Below are 21,800 nucleotides of genomic sequence, written 5' to 3' on the forward strand. Positions count from 1 at the left end.
GCCCCTTTCACCCCGGAACTTAAGCCACCTTCTTGGCTTTCTCAAAGGCTTCGTCGATGGTGCCGACCATGTAGAACGCCTGCTCTGGCAGATGGTCGCATTCGCCGTTCACGATCATCTTGAAGCCACGGATGGTTTCTGCCAGGGGCACGTACTTGCCCGGCGAACCCGTGAACACTTCGGCCACGTGGAAAGGCTGCGACAGGAAACGCTGGATCTTGCGGGCGCGGGCCACGGCCAGCTTGTCCTCGGGAGCCAGTTCGTCCATACCCAGAATGGCGATGATGTCGCGCAGTTCCTTGTAGCGCTGCAGCGTACCCTGCACAGCGCGTGCCGTGGTGTAGTGGTCTTCACCCACGACGTTGGGGTCAAGCTGGCGGCTGGTGGAGTCCAGCGGGTCCACGGCGGGGTAGATACCCAGCGAGGCGATGTCACGGGACAGCACCACGGTGGAATCCAAGTGAGCGAAGGTCGTGGCAGGGGACGGGTCGGTCAAGTCGTCGGCAGGCACGTACACGGCTTGGATGGAAGTGATCGAGCCAACCTTGGTCGAGGTAATACGCTCTTGCAGACGGCCCATTTCTTCGGCCAGGGTAGGCTGGTAGCCCACGGCGGAAGGCATACGACCCAGCAGAGCGGACACTTCGGTACCGGCCAGCGTGTAGCGGTAGATGTTGTCCACGAAGAACAACACGTCACGGCCTTCGTCGCGGAACGACTCGGCGATGGTCAGACCGGTCAGTGCCACGCGCAGACGGTTGCCCGGGGGCTCGTTCATCTGGCCGTACACCATGGCCACCTTGGACTCGCCCAGATTTTCCAGGTTCACCACACCGGAATCGGCCATTTCGTGATAGAAGTCGTTGCCCTCGCGGGTACGCTCGCCCACACCAGCGAACACCGACAGACCCGAGTGGGCCTTGGCGATGTTGTTGATGAGTTCCATCATGTTCACGGTCTTGCCCACACCGGCACCACCGAACAGGCCCACCTTACCGCCCTTGGCAAACGGACACACCAAGTCGATCACCTTGATGCCGGTTTCCAGCAGCTCTTGCGACGGCGACAGTTCGTCGTACGCAGGTGCCTTGCGGTGGATGGAAGCAGTCAGCTCCTGGCCCACGGGGCCGCGCTCGTCGATGGGGTTACCCAGCACATCCATGATGCGGCCCAGGGTGGCCTTGCCCACGGGCACGGTGATGGGGTGGTCGGTGTTGGTCACGACCAGGCCGCGGCGCAGGCCGTCGGACGAGCCGAGGGCGATGGTACGCACCACGCCATCGCCAAGCTGCTGCTGCACTTCCAGCGTCAGGGCCGAGCCTTCGAGCTTCAGGGCGTCATACACCTTGGGCATCTGGTCGCGCGGGAACTCCACGTCCACCACGGCGCCGATACATTGAACAATTTTTCCTTGAGCTTGAGCCATTTGTTGCTCCAATTGGTTGATTCTTGCGGTGGTGGCGGGCAGCGATCAGCCGCTGATGGCCGCAGCCCCGGACACGATTTCCGACAGTTCCTTGGTGATGGCGGCCTGGCGGGTCTTGTTGTAGACCAGCTTCAATTCGCCAATCACGTTGCCTGCGTTGTCCGTGGCGGCCTTCATCGCCACCATGCGGGCGGAATGCTCGGACGCCATGTTCTCGGCCACGGCCTGGTAGATCAGCGATTCGACGTAGCGCACCAGCAGTTCGTCGATCACGGTCTGCGCGTCGGGCTCGTAGATGTAGTCCCAGCCGTGCTGGCCTTCGTCGGCCTGGAGCGTGTCGGCCTTGAGCGGCAGAAGCTGCTCGATCACCGGCTCCTGCTTCACCGTGTTGATGAACTTGGTGTACGCGAGGTACACCGCGTTGATCTTGCCTTCGGCATACGCATCGAGCAGCACCTTGACCGGCCCGATGAGCTTGTCCAGGTGCGGACGGTCGCCGAGCTGCGTGACCTGCGACACCACCTTGGCGCCGACGCGGTTCAGGAAGCCCAAGCCCTTGTTACCGATGGCCACGGCCTCGGTGGAGACGCCCTGCCCCTGCAGCTCGCGCAGCTTGCCGGTGACGGCCCGCAGCACGTTGGTGTTCAGACCGCCGCACAGCCCCTTGTCGGTCGTCACCACGATGAGGCCCGCGACCTTGGCGTCGTTGGGCTTCATGAACGTGTGGACGTACTCGGGGTTGGCCTTGCCCAGATTGGCGGCAATGTTACGGATCTTGTCGCTGTAGGGACGGGCCGCACGCATGCGGTCCTGGGCCTTGCGCATCTTGGACACGGACACCATTTCCATGGCCTTCGTGATCTTCTTCGTGTTCTCGAAGCTCTTGATCTGGCCGCGTATTTCCTTGCCTGTTGCCATGATGGCTCCTCGTCCGGTTTAAGCGAACGACTTCTTGAACGCGGCGATCGCAGCGGTCAGTTCGGCTTCGGCATCCTTGTCCAGGGCCTTGCTCTTCTCGATCTTGTCGAGCAACGCGGCGTGGCTGGTCTTGAGGAACTGGTGCAGGCCGTGCTCGAAGGGCAGAACCTTCTTCACGTCGATGTCGTCCAGGTAGCCCTTGTTCACCGCGAACAGCGAGGCGCCCATCAGCGAGATGGACAGCGGGCTGTATTGCGGCTGCTTGAGCAGTTCGGTCACGCGCGCGCCGCGGTCCAGTTGCTTCTTGGTGGAAGCATCGAGGTCGGAGGCGAACTGCGCGAACGCGGCCAGTTCACGGTACTGCGCGAGGTCGGTACGGATACCGCCGGACAGGCCCTTGATGACCTTGGTCTGTGCCGACGAACCCACGCGCGACACCGAGATACCGGCGTTGATGGCGGGGCGGATACCGGCGTTGAACAGGTTGGTTTCCAGGAAGATCTGGCCGTCGGTGATCGAGATCACGTTGGTCGGAACGAACGCAGACACGTCGCCGGCTTGCGTCTCGATGATGGGCAGCGCGGTCAGCGAGCCGGTCTGGCCCTTGACTTCGCCCTTGGTGAAGGCTTCGACGTAGTCGGCGTTCACGCGGGCTGCGCGCTCCAGCAGACGGCTGTGCAGGTAGAACACGTCGCCGGGGTAGGCTTCGCGGCCTGGGGGACGGCGCAGCAGCAGCGAGACCTGGCGGTAGGCCACGGCTTGCTTGGACAGGTCGTCATAGACGATCAGCGCGTCCTGACCGCGGTCACGGAAGTATTCACCCATCGTGCAGCCGGAGTAGGCCGACACGTACTGCATGGCGGCAGATTCGGAAGCCGAGGCAGCCACGACAATGGTGTATTCCATCGCGCCGGCTTGCTCCAGTGCGCGCACCACGTTCTTGATCGACGAGGCTTTCTGGCCGATGGCAACGTAGATACACGTCACGCCCTGGCCCTTCTGGGCGATGATGGCGTCGATGGCCACAGCGGTCTTGCCGGTCTGGCGGTCACCAATGATCAGCTCGCGCTGGCCACGGCCCACGGGCACCATGGAGTCGATACACTTCAGGCCCGACTGCAGCGGCTGGTCCACCGATTGGCGTGCGATCACGCCGGGCGCGACCTTTTCGATCACATCGGTCAGCTTGGCGTTGATGGGACCCTTGCCGTCAATCGGCTGGCCCAGGGCATTGACCACACGACCGATGAGTTCGGGACCGACGGGCACTTCCAGAATGCGGCCCGTGCACTTGACGGTGTCGCCTTCGGAAATGTGCTCGTACTCACCCAGAATCACGGCGCCGACGGAATCGCGCTCGAGGTTCAGCGCCAAGCCGTAGGAGGGCGCACCATCCGCCGTGGCCGGGAATTCGAGCATTTCGCCCTGCATCACGTCCGACAGGCCGTGGATGCGCACGATACCGTCGGACACGGAAACCACCGTGCCCTGGTTACGGATATCGCTGCTGGCTGCCAGGCCCTCGATGCGGCTCTTGATCAGTTCAGAAATTTCTGCGGGATTGAGTTGCATGACTCTTTCCTTCTTTCTTTGTTTAGCCGAAACCCCAAGCGTTCTCACGCAATGAGGGCCGCTTTCATTTGTTCCAGACGGGCCTTGACGGAGGTGTCGAGCACCTCATCGCCCACCACTACACGGACGCCCCCGATCAACGACGGATCCAGCTGCACGGACAGGTTGAGCTTGCGGCCAAAACGCTTTTCCAGCGCGGCAGAAAGCTCCGTCAGGGCTGACGGCTCCATGGGAAACGCGCTGTGAACGATGGCGTCCGAGGAGCCATTGCGGCTGTTGACCAAGGCCCTGAACTGCGCAGCCACTTCCGACAAGGCAGCGATGCGGCCGTTGTCGATCACGGTGCGCAGGAAGTTGCGCGCCATGTCGGGCAGCGCCGAGCGCGCCACGCCAACAAACAGGTCGAAAACCTGGTCTGCGGTGACTTTGGGGTTATCGGCCAGTTGGCGCACCTGGGAGTTGTCGGCAATCAATGCCAACTCATCGAGCCAGGACGCAGTAGCGGCCAGATCAGCGCCGGACGAAGCCGCACAGGCCTTGAACAGCGCCTCAGCGTAGGGACGTGCAATGGTGGCGAGTTCTGCCATGTCCGTCCCCTTACAGTTCCGTCTTCAGGCGGTTGAGCAGGTCGGCATGGACACCGGCATTGACTTCCTTGCGGAGAATCTGCTCGGCACCTTTGACGGCCAGCGCGGCCACCTGCTCGCGCAGGGCTTCACGTGCCTGGATGGACTGCTGCTCGGCTTCAGCACGGGCTGCGGCAACAATCTTGTTGCCTTCCTCCGTCGCACGGGCCTTGGCCTCCTCGACGATGGCCTGTGCACGACGCTCGGCATCGGCCAAGCGGCTGGCCGTTTCGTTGCGCGCTTGCGACAATTCCTTCTCGACACGCTGGTTGGCAGCAGTCAGCTCGGACTTGGCGCGATCGGCGGCAGCGAGGCCATCGGCGATTTTCTGGGCTCGCTCATCCAGCGCCTTTGCGATCGGGGGCCACACGAACTTCATCGTGAACCACACCAGGATCAGAAAGACGATGGCCTGAACGAACAGGGTCGCGTTGATACTCACGGCAACACCTTTCTATGGGTTGGTGGGCGAGCGGGATTTACTTCAGGGCGAAGGGGTTGGCAAATGCGAACAGCAGGGCGATGGCCACGCCGATCAGGAAGGCCGCGTCGATCAGACCGGCCAAAATGAACATCTTGGTCTGGAGTTCGTTGATCAGCTCAGGCTGACGGGCAGACGCTTCGAGGAACTTGCCACCCATCAGAGCAATACCGATCGAAGCGCCAATAGCGCCGAGACCCACGATCAGACCACAAGCCAGAGCGACGAGACCGAGAATGTTTTCCATGATGACTCCTGAGTTAAGAAAGAAAGGTTGAGGGAAAAACGAAAGGGAATGGTTTAGTGCGCGTTGTGCGCCTGACCGAGGTAGATCAACGCAAGCATCATGAAAATGAACGCCTGCAACGTGATCACCAGAATGTGGAACAGCGTCCAGATGGTGCCAGCAATGATGTGGCCCACAGGCAGCAGTACCCCAGACAACGACAGCGCAGCAGCCCCGCCCATCAATGCGATCAGCATGAAGACCAGCTCGCCAGCGTACATGTTGCCAAACAACCGCATGCCATGGGACACGGTGTTGGCGACATATTCAATGATTTGCATCAGCACGTTCACCACGCCCAGAATCAGGGCGAAGATCGGGTTCTTGCTGGTGCCGAAGGGTGCGGACACCAATTCGTGCGCCCAACCACCAGCACCTTTGATCTTGACGCTGTACCAGAAGCGAAGCAGCAGCACGGCAAACGCCAAACCCAGCGTGGTGGAAAGATCTGCCGTGGGCACCACACGCAGGTAGGCGTGGTGGGGGTCATGCCCCGCCGCTTCGTAAACCTTGGACCAAATCGTGGGCAACAAGTCCACGGGCAGCATGTCCATGAAGTTCATGAAAAAGATCCAGACAAACACCGTCAGACCCAGGGGCGCAATGAACTTGCGGCTCTCGGCGTTGTGGATGTTGGCCTTGGCCTGGTTGTCCACCATTTCGACAAGGATTTCGACCGCCGCCTGGAAACGCCCCGGCACCCCGGAAGTGGCTTTGCGCGCAGCCAACCACAACACATACACCGCCAGCAGGCCAAGCAGGCCCGCCACCACGATGGAGTCGTAGTTGATGACCGAAAAATCAACGATCTTGGTCTGCTTGACGTTCTGGAGATGCTGCAAGTGGTGAACGATGTATTCACTTGCTGTGGGAGCGTGCGCTTCTGCGGCCATCGGACTACTCTTCTCTCAATCCATCGGTTTTTCGGACACCAGGGCGCACCAGCAGTGCGACCCAGTACGTTTTCATCGTTACCAACATGCCCACCACCAGGGCCAACCAACTCAGTTGCGATACCCACAAGGGCGCCGCAGCCAGCATGGCGATGGTCAGCACGATCTTGACCAATTCCCAACCCATGAACCCAACCATGGCAGCACCAGCAGCACGCCGCTGACGCGCCATGCCCCGGGCAAAAACCGCTGCGGGCAAGACCACCGCCAGAGCACCGTAACCCGCAGACCAGGCCACATGCCGCTCGCCAGACACCCCCCAGGCCACCAGCGCCACAACCACCCCCATAAGGGCCTGCGCCGCCACCAGGCGCCACACCGACGGTGCCGGGTGTCGCCTGCGCCATTCCTGAGCCTCTTGGGCCGTCAGGGGCTTGAAGTCGGATTCTTCAGCCTCAGCTTCCGTCTCGGGAGCGATATTTTTCATCGTTCTTGCCCCGCGTTACAGGCTGAAACTTTCACAAAGCCCTTGATTATAAGTAAAAACCCGAGAGCTTCGGCAATGTTTTGTACCGCCATGGTGCATTGCAATATGCCTTCGTGGGTTGTTTGTGGTGCAGCACCAACGTTGGGCATGCCTGAAACGGCCATTCGCCGCCCTGTCACAATCACGTTTCACGGCGCTACCTGTCGCCCTCCAGTCAACGCTGCGGCCCTCTGCAGGGCGCTCTAAGCCATCACCTCAAGAGTCATCCATGGCAACCTCCGATCTGCCTTCGTCACCCCGCCCCCCGCAAGAAAGCCTCATCGAATACCCATGCCTGTTCCCCATCAAGGTGATGGGCACCCGCGTGGAGGGCTTCACCGCTGCGCTGGTGTCCGTGGCGCGCGACTTTGATCCAGACTTTGACGAGGCACGCCTGGAATTGCGCGAGAGCCGGGGCGGCAACTACCTCAGCGTCACTCTGACGGTGACGGCCACCAGCCGCGAACAACTGGACAACCTGTACCGCGCACTCACCGGCCACCCTCTGGTCAAAGTCGTGCTCTGACCCTGCCTGCGCCATGCTGATCCGCACCCTGGGCACCGTGCCCTACCTGCCGACCTACGCTGACATGCAGGCCTTCACCGCCCAGCGCTCCGAGGACACACCCGACGAGTTGTGGCTGTGCGAACACCCCCCCGTCTTCACGCTCGGCATGGCCGGCGCACAGCACCATGTGGTGGCCGCAGGCAACATCCCTGTGGTCGCCACCAACCGGGGCGGGCAGGTCACTTACCACGGTCCGGGGCAGGTCGTCGCCTACCCGCTCATCGATCTGCAGCGCGCGCGCTACTACGTCAAGGAATACGTGTACCGCCTGGAAGAGGCCGTGATTCGCACGCTGGCGCACTTTGGCGTGACCGGGCACCGTGTGGCCTCGGCCCCCGGCATCTATGTGCGGCTGGACGACCCACAGAGCCATGCCCAACTGCCTCAGCGCCCGCAAAAGGGCGTGGGCGGCACCCGACAGGCACCCGATTTCACCGGCCTGGGAAAAATCGCCGCGCTGGGCATCAAGGTAAGCCGCCACCGCACCTACCACGGCGTGGCGCTCAATGTCGCCATGGACCTGGAACCCTACCAGCGCATCAACCCTTGTGGTTACGCAGGCTTGCAAAGCATCGACCTTTCTACAATCGGGGTTCAAACCACTTGGGAAGAGGTGGCTGGCGTCCTGGGCAAACAGCTCTCGGTGCGGCTGGCCCCCTGAACACAGTCATGAGCACCTCCGATGTCGTGCGCGAAGCGCAATCCACCGCCGAATACAACCCGCTGGCCAAGCAAAAGGCTGCCGCCAAGCTCTCGCGCATTCCGATCAAGGTCGAGCATGGCGAGGTGCTGAAAAAGCCCGAGTGGATCCGCGTGAAGGCGGGCTCGCCCAACACGCGCTACTACGAGATCAAGCAGATCCTGCGCGAGAGCAATCTCAACACCGTGTGCGAGGAAGCCTCGTGCCCCAACATCGGCGAGTGCTTTGGCCATGGCACGGCCACGTTCATGATCATGGGCGACAAGTGCACGCGCCGCTGCCCCTTTTGCGATGTGGGCCATGGCCGCCCCGACGCGCTGGACCAGGATGAACCGCTGAAGCTGGCCCAAACCATCGCCAAGATGCGCCTCAAATACGCCGTGATCACCAGCGTGGACCGCGATGACCTGCGCGACGGCGGTGCAGGCCATTTTGTCGAATGCATCCGGCAGATCCGCGCGCTCTCGCCGCAGACACAGATCGAAATCCTCACACCCGACTTCCGTGGCCGCGACGAGCGTGCCCTGGACATCCTGCAAGCGGCCCCGCCCGATGTGATGAACCACAACCTGGAAACCGCACCACGCCTGTACAAGGAAGCGCGCCCTGGGTCGGACTACCAGTTCTCCCTCAACCTGCTCAAGAAGTTCAAGGCGCGCCACCCCCATGTGCCCACCAAGAGCGGCATCATGGTGGGCCTGGGCGAAACCGACGAAGAAGTGCTGCAGGTGCTGCGCGACATGCGCGCGCACGACATCAACATGCTCACCATCGGCCAGTACCTGGCGCCCAGCACCAGCCACCTGCCGGTGCGGCGCTACGTGCACCCCGACACCTTCAAGATGTACGAACAGGCAGCCTACGACATGGGCTTCACCCACGCCGCCGTGGGCGCGCTCGTGCGCTCGAGCTACCACGCCGACGTTCAGGCCAAGTCGGCCGGCGTCTGACCTCAGCCCCAGGCCCGCAGCGCCATGCAAGCGCCCGTGCTCTCGCTGCGGCACTACGGCGCATCGCCGGGCAGCCACAGCCATGGGTATTTCCAGGTGCTGCTGGGCCTGTCGGGCACACTTGAACTGGAGGTCGATGGCCGGGGCCAGCGCGTGGTCAGCGGCGGGGGCTGCGTGATCGAACCCGGTGCACGCCACGACTTCGCTTCCCCCCAGGGCAGCCAGTGCCTGGTGCTGGACAGCGCCGACCCCGGCTGGGCCCGCTGCATTGCCCTCGCGCCATGGACCAGCCACACCCTGCCCCTGGCACGCTACCTTGCCACGGCCCTGCAGCAAGGCAGCGGCCTGGCACGTGAGCATGGTCCGGCACTGCTGCTGGAGGCATGGCTGGCGGGCACCACTGCGCCCCGCCCATCGCCTGAGCGCGGCAGACCCATCGACTGGAACGCCCTGCGCACCTGGGCGGCTGCGCACTGGCACCGTCCACTGGAAGTGGCCGATCTGGCGGCGCAGGCGCATTTGAGCCCCGCGCAGTTTGCCGACCGCTGCCGCGCCGAGCAAGGGCACCCCCCCATGGTCTGGCTGCGCACCCTGCGCCTGGAACAGGCCCGGTGGATGCGCAGCCAGGGCATGCCTGTGACCGAGGTGGCCCAACGCACCGGCTACCGCTCCCCTTCGGCGCTTACCGCAGCGCTGCGCCGCTCCAAACCCGCATTGCGCGACGATGGCGCCGCACCCCGCGATGGCGTGGGCCCTTAAGCTGCGCGCATGCAAGCCAATCTGTACGCCCTGGGCGCCATCGCGCTGTGGGCCTCACTCGCCTCGCTGGGTGTGTCACTCACCCATGTGCCGCCCTTTCTGCTCACCGGCATTGCGCTGCTGATCGGCAGTGTGCCTGCCTGGCCACTGGTGCTGCGCGATCCGAGCCAATGGCGCATTCCACTGCGCACACTGGCGCTGGGGGTGTATGGGTTGTTTGCCTACCACTTCCTGCTGTTCATCGCCCTGCGCCATGCGCCTGCGGTGGAGGCCAACCTGGTCAACTACCTGTGGCCGTTGTTCATCGTGGTGCTGGCTCCCGTGCTGCTGCCGGGCGTGGCGCTGCGCTGGCCGCATGTGCTGGCGGCTGTGCTGGGATTTGGCGGCGCAGCGATTGCCATCACGGGGGGGCGCTCGCTCAGCGGTGCGCTGGCCTGGGGCTACCTGCCTGCGCTGGCGGCGGCGTTCATCTGGGCCAGCTATTCGCTGCTGACCCGGCGCGTGCCGGCCTTCCCCACCACGGCCATCGGGCTGTTCGGTCTGGTGTCGGGCCTGCTGTCCTTGCTGTGCCATGTGCTGCTGGAGCCTGGGGTCACGCTGCAGGCACGCGATGCCGTGCTGCTGACCGTGCTGGGCCTGGGCCCGCTGGGGGGCGCCTTCTACCTGTGGGACAAGGCCCTCAAGCTGGGCGATGCACGGCACATCGGCATTCTCAGCTACGCCACGCCGCTGGCCTCCACAGCGCTGCTGGTGCTGGTGAGCGGGCAGCGCTTTCACGCCAGCCTGGCGTTGTCCACGGCCATGATCCTGAGCGCTGCCGTGCTGGGGATGCGGGCGAAATAGTGAGTCATTTAGCCACCAGCGCCCGCCAATAAAGCGCCAGAAGCTATTATTTTTATAGCACCCGGGGTGCAGACTGCTCCGATGCTGCCAGTCCGTCTGCCTCGATCAGATCCCGCGCCCACCCGGCCAGCTTGCGCGTGTCGGCACGCAGCACCTCTTGTTTGACCGGCAGGATCTGCGAGGGGTACATCGAAAAGCTGCGCAGGCCCAGACCGAGCAGCAGGCGCGTCATGGTCACATCGCCTGCGGTCTCCCCGCAGACCGACACGCTCTTGCCTTGCTCCCGGCCCGCAGCAATGACGTCGGCCACCAAACGCAGCACCGCGGGGTGCATGGGGTCGTACAGATGGGCCACTGCTTCATCGGTACGGTCGATGGCCAGGGTGTACTGAATCAGGTCGTTGGTGCCGATGGAGAGAAAGTCGAAGTGCCGCAGGAAGTAGCGCACCATGAGCGCCGCTGCAGGCACTTCGATCATCGCGCCCAGACGCACCGGTGCGTGTACCGCGCCGCGTGCGTCCAACTCGGCCTGCGCCAGGCGCACCTGGGCCAGGGTCTGCTCCACCTCGACGGGATGGGCAAGCATGGGAAACAGAATATTGACCTTGCCATGCGCTGCGGCACGCAGCAGCGCCCGCAACTGGGTGCGGAACATGCCTGGATCGGCCAGACTCCAGCGAATGGCGCGCAGGCCCAGCGCTGGGTTGGTCGAGGTGTCCTTGTGTCCCTTGTCCAGGGGCTTGTCTGCGCCAATATCGATGGTGCGGATGGTGATGGGCAGGCCCTGCATGCCTTCGACCGCCTCGCGGTAGGACCGGTACTGCTCTTCCTCGTCCGGCAAATTGCCCACACGGCCCATGAACAAAAATTCGGTGCGGAACAGCCCCACGCCGAGGGCGCCTGCGGCCACGGCGGCAGCGGCGTCCTGCGGCATCTCGATGTTGGCCAGCAGTTCGACGCGCTCGCCATCGATCGTGACCGAAGGCGTATGGCGCAGGCGCGTCAGGCGCTCGCGCTCCACCTCGATCTGGCGCTGACGAAAGCCGTACTCGGCCAGAAGGATGGGCGACGGATCGACGATGACCACCCCGGCGTCGCCATCGATGATGACCCAGTCATCCTGACGCACCAACTGGCTGCCGGTGCGCGCACCCACCACGGCGGGGATGTCCATGCTGCGCGCAACGATGGCGGTGTGCGAGGTCTTGCCACCCACGTCGGTGACGAAACCGGCAAACACGCTTTTCTTGAACTGCAGCAGGTCGGCTGGGGACAGGTCGTGCGCCACCAGCACCAGGGGCACGTCGATGGTGTCGTCCAGCATCAAGTCCTGCTGGGTCTTGCGGCGCGGACTTTGCGGAACCACTGGATGGGCCACGCCCTTCATGTGGCGCAGGATGCGTTCGACCACCTGCTCCAGGTCGGCCTTGCGCTCACGCAGGTACTCGTCCTCCATCTCGTCGAACTGGCGTCCGATGACCTCCAGCTGGGTGGTCAGCGCCCATTCGGCGTTGTACAGACGATCGGTGATCCAGTGCTTGACGCCGCTGGTGAGCATTTCATCCTGCAGCAGCATCAGGTGCACATCCAGCAGCGCGGTCAGCTCCTGGGGGGCATCGGCGGGAATGTCTTCCTGCAAACGCTGAATTTCCTCGACCACCGCATTGCGGCCACAGCGCACGCGGTCGATCTCGCTCTCGATCTGCCCCGGCTCGATGAAATAATGCGCCACCTCCACGCGGCTGGCGCCCACAAGCACCGCGCGGCCAATCGAAATACCACGCGCCACCGCCAACCCAGCAATCGAGAAGGTCATGCTCCGTCTCCTGGTGTGGTGGTGACTGCGGCCATGCTCATTCGCCCTCGCCGAACTTGTCGTTGATCAGCGCGAGCAGTGCGTCCATGGCCTGCTGCTCCTGGGGGCCGTCGGTTTCGATCTCCACCGTGGTACCCATGCCCGCGGCCAGCATCATGACGCCCATGATGCTTTTAGCGTTGATGCGGCGCTCGCCACGGCTCATGAAGACTTCGCAGTCGAAACTGCCGGCCAGTTTGGTCAGTTTGGCCGATGCGCGGGCGTGCAGGCCCAGTTTATTGCTGATGGTCGTGCTGGTCTTGATCATTCGTTCTGCGGTTCTGGTTCTGTGGCGCGGTGACGGCCACCTGCATCACCCCTTGCGTTCCGCCTACCACGGCTCGCTGCACCAATGCGTCGAGTGCCTCGCTGCGGTAACACACACAGCGCAGCAGCATGGGCAGGTTGACGCCGGTGACCAGGCGAGCCTGGCGCCCCTCGACCACGCGCTGCGCGATGTTGCTGGGGGTGGCGCCGAACACGTCGGTGAGCACAAGGAGCGCTCCCTGCTCCTGTCCGCCGAGCAACTGGCGCGCCTGGTCCAAGGAGTCTTCAGGGGTCGCATCGGGCTGCACGTCCAACACCAGCACATGCTGCGCGCAATCTGGGAAGACATGCATTGCACAGTCCCGGAGGGCACTTGCCAGGGGCGTGTGGGCAATGAGAAAAATGCGTGTGCTCATGGTCGGTACTGCAGCAGACATTATGGCTGCTCCGGACCTGGCTGTCGGATCCGGTGCCGTCACGGACGAGGCACGTCCTTGCAGTGCTTGAACTTCCGCTGCTGATGCAGCTCGAAACGCGAAGCTGTCGCACAATCGCGGCGCGGGGCGCAAACCACTGTATGCCCCTTGCTGACACCGGAGCCGTCCCCATGCAGAGCCTTTTCTTTTCTGATCTGTCCTACCGCACGCTCGCTGCACACCGGCGTGGCGCATCCGAAGGGCTGCGCAGATTGGCCCTGGGGCTGGTCTGTGCGGCCGGGCTGGTGTTGGCGGGTTGCAGCCAATCGGCCGCGCCTGCATCCACCTTTGTGCTGCTCGACGGCACGCAACAAACGACGCAGGATTTGCGCGGAAAGGTGGTATTGGTCAACTTCTGGGCTACCAGTTGCGTGACCTGTGTGGCTGAGATGCCGGAGTTGGTCTCAACCTACGAAAAATACCGCAGCCGTGGCTACGAGACGCTGGCGGTGGCCATGAGTTACGACCCGCCCAGTTACGTGGTCAATTTTGCCGAGACCCGCAAGCTCCCCTTCAAGGTGGCCATCGACAACACCGGTGCGGTGGCCAAGGCCTGGGGCGATGTTCGTATCACCCCCACCACCTACCTGGTGAACAAGCGCGGCGAGATCGTGCGGACCTATGTGGGCGCACCCGATTTTGCGCAGTTGCACCAGCTCATCGAGCAGCTCCTGGCCGAGTCCTGAATGGATGGGGGTACACTGCGGCCGTCTTTTTGATCATTGCCTGAAGTGGATACCCCCGACATCCAGCTCCTGACCCCGCAGAACGCCGCGCAGTGGAACGAAGTGCGCGCCCTGTTCACCGAATACGCCGAGGGCTTGGGCATCAGCCTGTGTTTCCAGAACTTCGACGAGGAGCTCACCCAACTGCCCGGCGACTATGCTCCGCCGCGCGGCAGCTTGCTGGTGGCCCTGGTGGAAGGTGCCTACGCTGGTTGCTGTGCCATGCGCCCGCTGGACAACAGCGACTACCCCAACGCCTGCGAAATGAAGCGCCTGTATGTGCGCAAGGCCTTCCGTGGCTTCGGTCTGGGCCGACAACTGGCCGAGACGATCATGGACTGCGCCCGTGTGGCGGGGTATGACTGCATCCTGCTGGACACCCTGGACGACATGGAGTCCGCCCGCGCCCTGTACGCCGAACTGGGATTCGAAGAGATTCCGCCGTACTACCACAACCCCATCGCAGGCGCGCATTACCTCAAGGCCATGCTGTGAGCATGGCCTTGAGATTTCCCCGCTCATTTTAAGCTCCAGCGCCCAGCAACATTGCGCTGGCAGCTACGATTTTAATAGCGTCAGTTCGCTTTCAACTGGCGCAGCAGGGTGTCGGCATCGCTCACCTCGAACTTGCCTGGCGCTTCGACGTTGAGTTGCTCCACCTTACCGTTGCGCACCAACATGGAATAGCGGTTGCTGCGCAGGCCCAGTCCCTTGCCGTTCAGATCCAGCGTCAGGCCCGTGGCCTTGGCAAAGGCGGCATCGCCATCCCCCAGCATGCGGACCACGCCTTCCGTGGCCTGCTCGCGGGCCCAGGCACCCATCACAAAGGCATCGTTCACCGACACACACCAGATTTCATCCACCCCTGCGGCCTTGAGCTGAGCTGCATTGCGCACATAGCCTGGAACATGCTGTGCCGAGCAGGTGGGCGTGAAGGCACCAGGCACCGCGAACAGTGCAATGATCTTTCCGGCGCAGGCCTGCGCCACCTGGACCGGGCGCGGGCCAATGCTGCAGCCTTCGCCTTCGGTCTGCACATATTCCATGAGGGTGGTATCGGGCAAGCTGTCGCCAATCTGGATCATGCGGGTCTCCTGGAGGGGGTTGGTCGAAGAGGCCTGCTGCATTGCGAAGCCCCAAAAAGAAAACGACCCACATTGTGGGTCGTTTCCGTTTTCCTTGCAGCGCGGTGGCTGCAGAGGCTTAGACCAGCGAGGCCTTTTCGACCAGACGGGTCGCAACCCAGTTCTTGGTCTTGGACAGAGGACGGCTTTCGGCGATTTCGATCACGTCACCGAGCTTGTACTCGTTGCTTTCGTCGTGCGCGTGGTACTTGCTCGACTTGACCACGATCTTGCCGTACAGCGCGTGCTTCACACGGCGCTCCACGAGCACGGTCACGGTCTTTGCACGCTTGTCGCTGACGACCTTGCCGACCAGGGTGCGCTTGAGGGATGTTTTGGCTTCCGTCATCTCGGCTCCTTAGTTGGCGGCTTGCTTTTGGGCAAGAATGGTCTTGGCACGGGCGATGGCACGGCGCGTGGCGCGCAACTGGCTGGTGTTACCCAGCTGTTGCGTAGCCTTTTGCATGCGCAGGCCGAAGTGAGCCTTTTGCAGTGCCTTGATTTCTTCCTGGATGCCAGCGGCGTCTTTTTGGCGCAGTTCAGCAGCTTTCATTTCTGTTTCTCCTGAATCACTGGCCTACCAGGCGTGCGACAAACGTCGTGCGCAGCGGAAGCTTGGCAGCCGCGAGGCGGAAAGCCTCACGGGCGAGTTCCTCGGGCACGCCCAGGATCTCGAAGACCACCTTGCCAGGCTGGATTTCAGCGACGTAGTACTCGGGGTTGCCCTTACCGTTACCCATACGCACTTCTGCGGGCTTCTTGGAAATAGGCTTGTCCGGGAACACACGGATCCAGATGCGGCCACCACGCTTGACGTGGCGGGAAATCGCACGGCGTGCGGCTTCGATCTGGCGGGCCGTCAGGCGGCCGCGGTCGGTGCACTTGAGACCGAAATCACCGAAGGCTACCGTGTTGCCACGGGTAGCGATGCCGGTGTTGCGGCCCTTTTGCTCCTTGCGGTATTTGCGGCGAGCAGGTTGCAGCATGTTTATTCTCCTTTACCGTCCGCTGCTGAAGCGGGCGCGTCTTTGCGTACGCGCTTAACGGCGGTTGCATCGGCGCCACCGGCGCCCTGGGGCTTGTCGCTGCCATCGGCAGGGGCGGCATTGCCACCCGTGGGACGGCGGCCACCACGGCCTGCACCAGCGCGGTCGCCACCAGGGCGGCCATCGCGGCGCGGACCACGGGGACGGCGCTCTTCTTCAGGGCGCGGCGTCTCGGCAGCGGGTTGCTCGTTGCGGCCCAGCGTGTCGCCCTTGTAGACCCACACCTTCACGCCGATCACACCGTAGGTGGTCTTGGCTTCGGAGGTGCCGTAGTCGATGTCGGCGCGCAAGGTGTGCAGGGGCACACGGCCTTCACGGTACCACTCGGTACGAGCGATTTCGATGCCGTTCAGACGACCCGAGGACATGATCTTGATGCCCTGGGCGCCCAGACGCATGGCGTTCTGCATGGCGCGCTTCATGGCGCGGCGGAACATGATGCGCTTTTCCAGCTGCTGGGTGATGCTGTCGGCGATCAGCTTGGCATCGATTTCGGGCTTGCGCACTTCTTCGATGTTGACAGCCACAGGCACGCCCAGACGGGTCGCCAGTTCTTTCTTGAGCGTCTCGATGTCCTCGCCCTTCTTGCCGATCACCACGCCCGGACGTGCCGAGTAAATGGTGATGCGGGCGTTCTTGGCGGGGCGCTCGATCAGCACGCGCGAAACGGCAGCGTTCTTCAGCTTGGCCTTGAGGTAGTCACGCACCTTGATGTCTTCGGCCAGCATGCCGGCGAAGTCACGGTTGCTTGCGTACCAACGGCTGGCCCAGTTGCGGCTGACGGCCAGACGGAAGCCGGTTGGATGGATTTTTTGTCCCATAGTCTTCCTCGGCCTTTAGTTGCCCACCGTCACGTACACATGGCACGTGGGCTTGCTGATGCGGTTGCCGCGGCCTTTGGCGCGCGCGGTGAAACGCTTGAGCGTGGCACCTTGCTCAACGTAGATGGTCTTGACCTTCAGTTCGTCGATGTCGGCACCATCGTTGTGTTCTGCGTTGGCGATGGCCGACTCCAGAACCTTCTTGATGATTCCTGCTGCCTTCTTTTGCGTGAAGGTCAGGATGTTCAGCGCCTGGTCCACTTTCTTGCCGCGGATCAGGTCTGCAACCAGACGGCCCTTGTCAACCGACAGACGGACGCCCCGGAGGACTGCACGTGTTTCAGACATGGTCGTTCCTTACTTCTTCGCTTTTTTGTCAGCGGGGTGACCCTTGAAGGTGCGCGTCAGGGCGAATTCGCCCAGCTTGTGGCCCACCATCTGGTCGGTAACGTAGACTGGCACGTGCTGCTTGCCGTTGTGCACGGCAATGGTCAGACCGATGAAATCGGGCAGAACCATGGAGCGACGCGACCAGGTCTTGATCGGCTTCTTGTCCTTGGTGGCAACGGCCTTCTCGACCTTGGCTACCAGGTGATGGTCAACAAACGGACCCTTTTTGAGAGAGCGAGTCATTTGTTACCCCTTACTTCTTGCGGCGCGACACGATCATGGTCTGTGTGCGCTTGTTGTTGCGGGTGCGATAACCCTTGGTCAGATTGCCCCAAGGATCGACAGCATGACGGCCTTCGCCAGTGCGGCCTTCGCCACCACCGTGCGGGTGATCGACCGGGTTCATGGCCACGCCACGCACCGTCGGGCGGATACCCATCCAGCGCTTGACACCGGCCTTGCCGAGCTGACGCAGGCTGTGCTCTTCGTTGGCCACTTCGCCAATCGTTGCACGGCATTCGATGTGGATCTTGCGCACTTCACCCGAGCGCATACGCACCTGGGCGTACATGCTTTCGCGGGCCAGCAGCGTCGCCGAAGCACCTGCCGAGCGAGCGATCTGCGCACCTGCACCGGGCTTGAGCTCGATGCAGTGGATGGTCGAGCCCACGGGAATGTTGCGGATCGGCAGCGTGTTGCCCACGCGGATCGGGGCTTCGGAGCCGCTCACAATAGTGGCGCCCACTTCGAGGTTGCGCGGAGCAATCACGTAGCGACGCTCACCGTCGGCGTAGCACACCAGAGCGATGTGGGCCGTGCGGTTGGGGTCGTACTCGATGCGCTCAACCTTGGCGGGAATACCGTCCTTGTTGCGCTTGAAGTCCACCACGCGGTAGTGGTGCTTGTGACCACCGCCCTTGTGACGGGTGGTGATGTGACCGTTGTTGTTGCGGCCAGCCTTCTGGTGCTGGGGCTCCAACAGCGGGGCGTGACCAGGACCCTTGTACAGGTGATCGCGCGTGACCTTCACCACGGCACGTTGGCCGGGCGAGGTGGGTTTCATTTTGATGACAGCCATGATTACGCAGCCTCCCCGCTCAGGTTCAGCTCTTGACCAGGCTTGAGCATCACGTAGGCCTTGCGCACGTTGTCGCGGCGGCCAATGGTCTTGCCAAAGCGCTTGGTCTTGCCCTTGGTGTTCACCACAGACACGCCTTGCACCTCAACCTTGAACATCAATTCCACAGCGGCCTTGATTTCGGGCTTGGTAGCGTTCTGCAGCACTTTGAACGTCACGGCGTTGGACTTTTCAGCAACCATGGTGGCCTTTTCGGACACGATGGGAGCAACCAGCACCTGCATCAGACGACCTTCGTCAAACTTGAGCGTGCTCATGCGAACATCTCCTTGAGTTGGTCGAGAGCGCCCTTGGTGACGAGCACCTTCTTGAAGTGCACCAGCGACACGGGGTCGGCATAGCGCGGCTCGACGATGAACACGTCCTTGAGGTTGCGCGAAGCCAGGTACAGGTTCTCGTCCACCTGGTCGGCGATCACGAGCACCGACTGCAGGTTCATGGCCTTGAACTTGTCGGCCAGCTGCTTGGTCTTGGGCGAGTCCACAGCGATGGAATCGACCACGGCCAGACGGCCTTCACGCACCAGTTGCGACAGGATGGAAGCCATACCGGCGCGGTACATCTTCTTGTTGATCTTCTGCGTGAAGTTTTCATCGGGCATGTTCGGGAAAATCCGACCACCCCCACGCCACAGCGGAGAAGACGTCATACCAGCACGCGCGCGGCCGGTACCCTTTTGCTTGAAAGGCTTCTTGGTGGAGTGGCGAACCTGCTCGCGGTCCTTCTGGGCACGGGTGCCCTGACGGCCGTTGGCACGGTAAGCGACCACGATCTGGTGCACCAGATCTTCGTTGTATTCACGACCAAACACGGTCTCGGGCGCATCGATCTTGGATGCTGCCTGGCCTTGGTCATTCAGGAGTTCGAGCTGCATTAGTTCGCTCCTTTGGCGGCTTTGGCCTTGATGGCGGGACGCACGGTCACGAAGCCACCCTTGGCTCCGGGAATGGCACCCTTGATCAAGAGCAGTTGACGGGCTTCGTCCACGCGGATGACGTCGAGGTTCTGGGTGGTGACGGTTTCGTCGCCCATGTGACCGGTCATGCGCTTGCCCGGGAACACGCGGCCCGGATCCTGCGCCATACCGATGGAACCCGGCACGTTGTGCGAACGGCTGTTACCGTGCGATGCACGCTGGGAGGCCATGTTGTGGCGCTTGATGGTACCGGCGTAGCCTTTACCAATGCTCGTGCCCTGCACGTCCACTTTCTGGCCCACAGCAAACAGCGAAGCCACGGGCACATTGGCACCAGGCTGGTACTGCGCTGCGGCTTCTGCCGTCACGCGGAATTCACGGATGATTTCACCGGCTTGCACGCCGGCCTTGGCCAGGTGGCCAGCTTGAGGCCTGGTCACGCGAGATGCCTTGCGCGAACCATAGGTGACCTGCAAGGCCACGTAGCCATCGTTCTCTTGGGTTTTTACCTGGGTCACGCGGTTGTCGGACACATCGACCACCGTGACAGGCACTGCGTCCCCGTCATCGGTGAACAGACGCATCATGCCCACCTTGCGGCCCAGCAACCCCAGGGAGGTGCTCAGACTCATTGGTTTTCTCCAAAACTTTCACCGCCGCGACTTCAATTGGCCCCGGCGTTGCGCCTTCTCAAACGCATGAAAGAAGGTTGATAAAACTCCGCCCCGTTGCGCTGCAACGCAAACGCAAAATAGGCGAAGCCGCAAAGTATAACGCGAACTGCTTTTGCAAGCAAGTTCGCGTTTTTTGCGGAGCGTTCCACGGGCCTTGCGGCCCATGGGTTCAAGGCATTACTGCAGCTTGATTTCGACGTCCACACCTGCGGGCAGGTCGAGTTTCATCAGGGCATCCACGGTCTTGTCGGTGGGGTCCACGATGTCCATCAGACGCTGGTGCGTGCGGATTTCGAGCTGGTCACGGCTGGTCTTGTTGACGTGCGGCGAGCGCAGGATGTCGAAACGCTTCATGCGCGTAGGCAGGGGCACGGGGCCCTTGACGATGGCGCCGGTGCGCTTGGCGGTGTCAACGATCTCGGCAGCGGACTGATCGATCAGTTTGTAGTCAAACGCCTTGAGGCGGATGCGGATCTTTTGCTTGGACATGCTGTGTTCCTTGTATCGCGAGGATCCGGATTACTCGATGATCTTGGCCACGACGCCGGCGCCGACGGTACGACCGCCTTCACGGATGGCGAAGCGCAGACCTTCTTCCATGGCGATGGGGTTGATCAGCTTGACGGTGATCGACACGTTGTCGCCAGGCATCACCATTTCCTTGTCCGCGGGCAGCTCGATGGCGCCGGTCACGTCGGTGGTGCGGAAGTAGAACTGGGGACGGTAGTTGTTGAAGAAGGGGGTGTGGCGACCGCCTTCGTCCTTGCTCAGCACATACACCTCAGCCGTGAAGTGGGTGTGGGGCTTGATCGAGCCGGGCTTGCACAGCACTTGGCCGCGCTCGACGTCTTCGCGCTTGGTGCCGCGCAGCAGGATACCGACGTTGTCGCCAGCCTGGCCCTGGTCCAGCAGCTTGCGGAACATTTCCACGCCGGTGCAGGTGGTCTTTTGCGTGTCGCGGATACCGACGATTTCGATTTCTTCGCCGACCTTGACAATGCCGCGCTCGACACGACCGGTCACCACGGTGCCGCGACCGGAGATGGAGAACACGTCTTCCACGGGCATCAGGAAGGCACCGTCCACTGCACGCTCAGGCGTGGGGATGTAGGTGTCCAGGGCTTCTGCCAGGCGCATGATGGCCTGTTCGCCCAGGTCGCCCTTGTCGCCTTCGAGGGCCAGCTTGGCCGAGCCCTTGACGATGGGGGTGTCGTCGCCGGGGAAGTCGTACTTGGAGAGCAGCTCGCGCACTTCCATTTCGACCAGTTCCAGCAGTTCGGCGTCGTCCACCATGTCGCACTTGTTCAGGAAGACGATGATGTAGGGCACGCCGACCTGGCGGGCCAGCAGGATGTGCTCGCGCGTCTGGGGCATCGGGCCGTCAGCGGCGGAGCACACCAGGATGGCGCCGTCCATCTGGGCAGCGCCGGTGATCATGTTCTTGACGTAGTCGGCGTGGCCGGGGCAGTCCACGTGGGCGTAGTGGCGGTTGGCCGTTTCGTACTCGACGTGGGCGGTGTTGATGGTGATGCCGCGTGCCTTCTCTTCAGGCGCTGCGTCGATTTCGTCGTACTTCTTGGCTTCGCCGCCGAACTTGGCCGACAGCACGGTAGCGATGGCCGCCGTCAGCGTCGTCTTGCCGTGGTCCACGTGGCCGATCGTGCCAACGTTGACGTGCGGCTTGGTCCGCTCAAATTTCTCTTTTGCCATGTCAATCTCTCCAAAGAGCAATGCCTGTGTCTTGGTTTTACGTCTGCACTCGGCTGCTGGTTCACCCCGCACAGGGCAACGGGGTGGCGCCGGGTCGCAGACTTTGCGAA

At 62.5% G+C, this 21,800-nt stretch carries 31 protein-coding genes; 7 read left to right on the top strand and 24 right to left on the bottom strand.

Features of this window, described 5'->3' with window-relative positions; all coding sequences use genetic code 11:
* Window positions 1-19: 19 nt before the first annotated feature.
* Genes atpD through GWK50_RS17650 form a run of 8 tightly spaced genes read right to left on the bottom strand, consistent with a single transcriptional unit; the run spans window position 20 to window position 6,689 of the window.
* Window positions 20-1,426 carry a F0F1 ATP synthase subunit beta gene (gene atpD / locus GWK50_RS17615; RefSeq protein WP_162017638.1) on the bottom strand — a complete coding sequence of 469 codons (1,407 nt, stop codon included), beginning with the start codon at window positions 1,424-1,426 and terminating at the stop codon, window positions 20-22.
* A gap of 45 nt (window positions 1,427-1,471) precedes the next feature.
* A complete protein-coding gene (atpG, locus tag GWK50_RS17620) occupies window positions 1,472-2,344 on the bottom strand; it encodes a F0F1 ATP synthase subunit gamma (protein ID WP_162017639.1) in 873 nt (290 codons plus the stop codon).
* Between the two features lie 18 nt (window positions 2,345-2,362).
* On the bottom strand, window positions 2,363-3,916 hold the full coding sequence (gene atpA, locus GWK50_RS17625) for a F0F1 ATP synthase subunit alpha (protein ID WP_162017640.1): 1,554 nt from the start codon (window positions 3,914-3,916) through the stop codon (window positions 2,363-2,365).
* A 44-nt stretch (window positions 3,917-3,960) separates the two neighbouring features.
* Window positions 3,961-4,503: a F0F1 ATP synthase subunit delta gene (locus GWK50_RS17630; RefSeq protein WP_162017641.1), complete on the bottom strand. Its 543-nt coding sequence runs from the start codon at window positions 4,501-4,503 to the stop codon at window positions 3,961-3,963.
* Window positions 4,504-4,513: 10 nt separating this feature from the next.
* Window positions 4,514-4,984 (bottom strand): F0F1 ATP synthase subunit B, encoded by a 471-nt coding sequence (locus GWK50_RS17635; protein ID WP_162017642.1) that lies wholly within the window; start codon window positions 4,982-4,984, stop codon window positions 4,514-4,516.
* A 37-nt stretch (window positions 4,985-5,021) separates the two neighbouring features.
* Window positions 5,022-5,270: a F0F1 ATP synthase subunit C gene (gene atpE / locus GWK50_RS17640; protein ID WP_162017643.1), complete on the bottom strand. Its 249-nt coding sequence runs from the start codon at window positions 5,268-5,270 to the stop codon at window positions 5,022-5,024.
* Window positions 5,271-5,323: 53 nt separating this feature from the next.
* Entirely contained in the window at window positions 5,324-6,202 is an 879-nt protein-coding gene (atpB, locus tag GWK50_RS17645; RefSeq protein ID WP_162017644.1) for a F0F1 ATP synthase subunit A, read from the bottom strand.
* A 4-nt stretch (window positions 6,203-6,206) separates the two neighbouring features.
* Complete coding sequence (locus GWK50_RS17650) at window positions 6,207-6,689, bottom strand: ATP synthase subunit I (protein WP_162017645.1); 483 nt, start codon at window positions 6,687-6,689, stop codon at window positions 6,207-6,209.
* A gap of 268 nt (window positions 6,690-6,957) precedes the next feature.
* Here GWK50_RS17650 and GWK50_RS17655 point away from each other — a divergent pair, with 268 nt between their 5' ends.
* Genes GWK50_RS17655 through GWK50_RS17675 form a run of 5 tightly spaced genes read left to right on the top strand, consistent with a single transcriptional unit; the run spans window position 6,958 to window position 10,548 of the window.
* Complete coding sequence (locus GWK50_RS17655; RefSeq protein ID WP_162017646.1) at window positions 6,958-7,254, top strand: DUF493 family protein; 297 nt, start codon at window positions 6,958-6,960, stop codon at window positions 7,252-7,254.
* A gap of 13 nt (window positions 7,255-7,267) precedes the next feature.
* Window positions 7,268-7,957, top strand: coding sequence for a lipoyl(octanoyl) transferase LipB (lipB, locus tag GWK50_RS17660; RefSeq protein ID WP_162017647.1), 690 nt, complete (start codon window positions 7,268-7,270; stop codon window positions 7,955-7,957).
* An 8-nt stretch (window positions 7,958-7,965) separates the two neighbouring features.
* Window positions 7,966-8,946, top strand: coding sequence for a lipoyl synthase (gene lipA, locus GWK50_RS17665; RefSeq protein ID WP_162017648.1), 981 nt, complete (start codon window positions 7,966-7,968; stop codon window positions 8,944-8,946).
* 24 nt (window positions 8,947-8,970) lie between these two features.
* On the top strand, window positions 8,971-9,705 hold the full coding sequence (locus tag GWK50_RS17670) for an AraC family transcriptional regulator (RefSeq protein WP_162017649.1): 735 nt from the start codon (window positions 8,971-8,973) through the stop codon (window positions 9,703-9,705).
* A gap of 9 nt (window positions 9,706-9,714) precedes the next feature.
* The gene (locus tag GWK50_RS17675; protein WP_162017650.1) at window positions 9,715-10,548 is read left to right on the top strand and encodes a DMT family transporter; all 834 of its coding nucleotides are present in this window, start codon (window positions 9,715-9,717) and stop codon (window positions 10,546-10,548) included.
* Window positions 10,549-10,600: 52 nt separating this feature from the next.
* Here the strand turns inward: GWK50_RS17675 and ptsP are convergent, their stop codons facing one another.
* The 3 genes from ptsP to GWK50_RS17690 are packed head-to-tail and all read right to left on the bottom strand — an operon-like array spanning window position 10,601 to window position 13,086.
* Window positions 10,601-12,364, bottom strand: coding sequence for a phosphoenolpyruvate--protein phosphotransferase (ptsP, locus tag GWK50_RS17680; protein ID WP_162017651.1), 1,764 nt, complete (start codon window positions 12,362-12,364; stop codon window positions 10,601-10,603).
* Between the two features lie 37 nt (window positions 12,365-12,401).
* On the bottom strand, window positions 12,402-12,671 hold the full coding sequence (locus tag GWK50_RS17685; protein WP_162017652.1) for an HPr family phosphocarrier protein: 270 nt from the start codon (window positions 12,669-12,671) through the stop codon (window positions 12,402-12,404).
* A complete protein-coding gene (locus tag GWK50_RS17690) occupies window positions 12,640-13,086 on the bottom strand; it encodes a PTS fructose transporter subunit IIA (protein ID WP_162017653.1) in 447 nt (148 codons plus the stop codon). Before GWK50_RS17690 ends, GWK50_RS17685 begins: the two co-directional genes overlap by 32 nt.
* A 191-nt stretch (window positions 13,087-13,277) precedes the next feature.
* Here GWK50_RS17690 and GWK50_RS17695 point away from each other — a divergent pair, with 191 nt between their 5' ends.
* Both GWK50_RS17695 and GWK50_RS17700 read left to right on the top strand, forming a co-directional pair.
* Window positions 13,278-13,832: a TlpA disulfide reductase family protein gene (locus GWK50_RS17695; RefSeq protein ID WP_162017654.1), complete on the top strand. Its 555-nt coding sequence runs from the start codon at window positions 13,278-13,280 to the stop codon at window positions 13,830-13,832.
* A gap of 45 nt (window positions 13,833-13,877) precedes the next feature.
* Entirely contained in the window at window positions 13,878-14,366 is a 489-nt protein-coding gene (locus GWK50_RS17700; protein ID WP_162017655.1) for a GNAT family N-acetyltransferase, read from the top strand.
* Window positions 14,367-14,446: 80 nt separating this feature from the next.
* Here the strand turns inward: GWK50_RS17700 and GWK50_RS17705 are convergent, their stop codons facing one another.
* The 13 genes from GWK50_RS17705 to tuf form a co-directional block, all read right to left on the bottom strand.
* Window positions 14,447-14,956, bottom strand: a complete 510-nt coding sequence (locus GWK50_RS17705; RefSeq protein WP_162017656.1) for a peroxiredoxin — start codon at window positions 14,954-14,956, stop codon at window positions 14,447-14,449.
* 118 nt (window positions 14,957-15,074) lie between these two features.
* The gene (gene rpsQ / locus GWK50_RS17710) at window positions 15,075-15,344 is read right to left on the bottom strand and encodes a 30S ribosomal protein S17 (protein WP_162017657.1); all 270 of its coding nucleotides are present in this window, start codon (window positions 15,342-15,344) and stop codon (window positions 15,075-15,077) included.
* 9 nt (window positions 15,345-15,353) lie between these two features.
* Window positions 15,354-15,548 (bottom strand): 50S ribosomal protein L29, encoded by a 195-nt coding sequence (rpmC, locus tag GWK50_RS17715; protein WP_162017658.1) that lies wholly within the window; start codon window positions 15,546-15,548, stop codon window positions 15,354-15,356.
* A gap of 16 nt (window positions 15,549-15,564) precedes the next feature.
* Window positions 15,565-15,981 carry a 50S ribosomal protein L16 gene (gene rplP, locus GWK50_RS17720; RefSeq protein WP_162017659.1) on the bottom strand — a complete coding sequence of 139 codons (417 nt, stop codon included), beginning with the start codon at window positions 15,979-15,981 and terminating at the stop codon, window positions 15,565-15,567.
* 2 nt (window positions 15,982-15,983) lie between these two features.
* Window positions 15,984-16,862, bottom strand: a complete 879-nt coding sequence (gene rpsC, locus GWK50_RS17725) for a 30S ribosomal protein S3 (protein ID WP_162017660.1) — start codon at window positions 16,860-16,862, stop codon at window positions 15,984-15,986.
* 15 nt (window positions 16,863-16,877) lie between these two features.
* A complete protein-coding gene (gene rplV / locus GWK50_RS17730) occupies window positions 16,878-17,210 on the bottom strand; it encodes a 50S ribosomal protein L22 (RefSeq protein WP_162017661.1) in 333 nt (110 codons plus the stop codon).
* A 9-nt stretch (window positions 17,211-17,219) separates the two neighbouring features.
* On the bottom strand, window positions 17,220-17,495 hold the full coding sequence (rpsS, locus tag GWK50_RS17735) for a 30S ribosomal protein S19 (protein ID WP_162017662.1): 276 nt from the start codon (window positions 17,493-17,495) through the stop codon (window positions 17,220-17,222).
* A gap of 10 nt (window positions 17,496-17,505) precedes the next feature.
* Window positions 17,506-18,330, bottom strand: coding sequence for a 50S ribosomal protein L2 (rplB, locus tag GWK50_RS17740; protein WP_162017663.1), 825 nt, complete (start codon window positions 18,328-18,330; stop codon window positions 17,506-17,508).
* 2 nt (window positions 18,331-18,332) lie between these two features.
* Window positions 18,333-18,647: a 50S ribosomal protein L23 gene (rplW, locus tag GWK50_RS17745; protein ID WP_162017664.1), complete on the bottom strand. Its 315-nt coding sequence runs from the start codon at window positions 18,645-18,647 to the stop codon at window positions 18,333-18,335.
* Complete coding sequence (gene rplD / locus GWK50_RS17750; protein ID WP_162017665.1) at window positions 18,644-19,264, bottom strand: 50S ribosomal protein L4; 621 nt, start codon at window positions 19,262-19,264, stop codon at window positions 18,644-18,646. Before rplD ends, rplW begins: the two co-directional genes overlap by 4 nt.
* The gene (rplC, locus tag GWK50_RS17755; protein ID WP_162017666.1) at window positions 19,264-19,938 is read right to left on the bottom strand and encodes a 50S ribosomal protein L3; all 675 of its coding nucleotides are present in this window, start codon (window positions 19,936-19,938) and stop codon (window positions 19,264-19,266) included. Before rplC ends, rplD begins: the two co-directional genes overlap by 1 nt.
* Window positions 19,939-20,157: 219 nt before the next feature.
* Entirely contained in the window at window positions 20,158-20,469 is a 312-nt protein-coding gene (rpsJ, locus tag GWK50_RS17760; protein ID WP_005796953.1) for a 30S ribosomal protein S10, read from the bottom strand.
* A 30-nt stretch (window positions 20,470-20,499) separates the two neighbouring features.
* Entirely contained in the window at window positions 20,500-21,690 is a 1,191-nt protein-coding gene (tuf, locus tag GWK50_RS17765; protein WP_162017634.1) for an elongation factor Tu, read from the bottom strand.
* Window positions 21,691-21,800 lie beyond the last annotated feature (110 nt).

The sequence above is a fragment of the Acidovorax sp. 210-6 genome, assembly GCF_010020825.1.
GTDB classification, from domain to species: domain Bacteria; phylum Pseudomonadota; class Gammaproteobacteria; order Burkholderiales; family Burkholderiaceae_C; genus Simplicispira; species Simplicispira sedimenti.

Excerpts from the sequence above, each read along its gene's own strand:
- atpD (WP_162017638.1), bottom strand. The coding sequence starts at position 1,426 with ATGGCTCAAGCTCAAGGAAAAATTGTTCAATGTATCGGCGCCGTGGTG.
- atpG (WP_162017639.1), bottom strand. The coding sequence starts at position 2,344 with ATGGCAACAGGCAAGGAAATACGCGGCCAGATCAAGAGCTTCGAGAAC.
- atpA (WP_162017640.1), bottom strand. The coding sequence starts at position 3,916 with ATGCAACTCAATCCCGCAGAAATTTCTGAACTGATCAAGAGCCGCATC.
- GWK50_RS17630 (WP_162017641.1), bottom strand. The coding sequence starts at position 4,503 with ATGGCAGAACTCGCCACCATTGCACGTCCCTACGCTGAGGCGCTGTTC.
- atpE (WP_162017643.1), bottom strand. The coding sequence starts at position 5,270 with ATGGAAAACATTCTCGGTCTCGTCGCTCTGGCTTGTGGTCTGATCGTG.
- atpB (WP_162017644.1), bottom strand. The coding sequence starts at position 6,202 with ATGGCCGCAGAAGCGCACGCTCCCACAGCAAGTGAATACATCGTTCAC.
- GWK50_RS17650 (WP_162017645.1), bottom strand. The coding sequence starts at position 6,689 with ATGAAAAATATCGCTCCCGAGACGGAAGCTGAGGCTGAAGAATCCGAC.
- GWK50_RS17655 (WP_162017646.1), top strand. The coding sequence starts at position 6,958 with ATGGCAACCTCCGATCTGCCTTCGTCACCCCGCCCCCCGCAAGAAAGC.
- lipB (WP_162017647.1), top strand. The coding sequence starts at position 7,268 with ATGCTGATCCGCACCCTGGGCACCGTGCCCTACCTGCCGACCTACGCT.
- lipA (WP_162017648.1), top strand. The coding sequence starts at position 7,966 with ATGAGCACCTCCGATGTCGTGCGCGAAGCGCAATCCACCGCCGAATAC.
- GWK50_RS17670 (WP_162017649.1), top strand. The coding sequence starts at position 8,971 with ATGCAAGCGCCCGTGCTCTCGCTGCGGCACTACGGCGCATCGCCGGGC.
- GWK50_RS17675 (WP_162017650.1), top strand. The coding sequence starts at position 9,715 with ATGCAAGCCAATCTGTACGCCCTGGGCGCCATCGCGCTGTGGGCCTCA.
- ptsP (WP_162017651.1), bottom strand. The coding sequence starts at position 12,364 with ATGACCTTCTCGATTGCTGGGTTGGCGGTGGCGCGTGGTATTTCGATT.
- GWK50_RS17685 (WP_162017652.1), bottom strand. The coding sequence starts at position 12,671 with ATGATCAAGACCAGCACGACCATCAGCAATAAACTGGGCCTGCACGCC.
- GWK50_RS17690 (WP_162017653.1), bottom strand. The coding sequence starts at position 13,086 with ATGAGCACACGCATTTTTCTCATTGCCCACACGCCCCTGGCAAGTGCC.
- GWK50_RS17695 (WP_162017654.1), top strand. The coding sequence starts at position 13,278 with ATGCAGAGCCTTTTCTTTTCTGATCTGTCCTACCGCACGCTCGCTGCA.
- GWK50_RS17705 (WP_162017656.1), bottom strand. The coding sequence starts at position 14,956 with ATGATCCAGATTGGCGACAGCTTGCCCGATACCACCCTCATGGAATAT.
- rpsQ (WP_162017657.1), bottom strand. The coding sequence starts at position 15,344 with ATGACGGAAGCCAAAACATCCCTCAAGCGCACCCTGGTCGGCAAGGTC.
- rpmC (WP_162017658.1), bottom strand. The coding sequence starts at position 15,548 with ATGAAAGCTGCTGAACTGCGCCAAAAAGACGCCGCTGGCATCCAGGAA.
- rplP (WP_162017659.1), bottom strand. The coding sequence starts at position 15,981 with ATGCTGCAACCTGCTCGCCGCAAATACCGCAAGGAGCAAAAGGGCCGC.
- rpsC (WP_162017660.1), bottom strand. The coding sequence starts at position 16,862 with ATGGGACAAAAAATCCATCCAACCGGCTTCCGTCTGGCCGTCAGCCGC.
- rplV (WP_162017661.1), bottom strand. The coding sequence starts at position 17,210 with ATGTCTGAAACACGTGCAGTCCTCCGGGGCGTCCGTCTGTCGGTTGAC.
- rpsS (WP_162017662.1), bottom strand. The coding sequence starts at position 17,495 with ATGACTCGCTCTCTCAAAAAGGGTCCGTTTGTTGACCATCACCTGGTA.
- rplB (WP_162017663.1), bottom strand. The coding sequence starts at position 18,330 with ATGGCTGTCATCAAAATGAAACCCACCTCGCCCGGCCAACGTGCCGTG.
- rplW (WP_162017664.1), bottom strand. The coding sequence starts at position 18,647 with ATGAGCACGCTCAAGTTTGACGAAGGTCGTCTGATGCAGGTGCTGGTT.
- rplD (WP_162017665.1), bottom strand. The coding sequence starts at position 19,264 with ATGCAGCTCGAACTCCTGAATGACCAAGGCCAGGCAGCATCCAAGATC.
- rplC (WP_162017666.1), bottom strand. The coding sequence starts at position 19,938 with ATGAGTCTGAGCACCTCCCTGGGGTTGCTGGGCCGCAAGGTGGGCATG.
- rpsJ (WP_005796953.1), bottom strand. The coding sequence starts at position 20,469 with ATGTCCAAGCAAAAGATCCGCATCCGCCTCAAGGCGTTTGACTACAAA.
- tuf (WP_162017634.1), bottom strand. The coding sequence starts at position 21,690 with ATGGCAAAAGAGAAATTTGAGCGGACCAAGCCGCACGTCAACGTTGGC.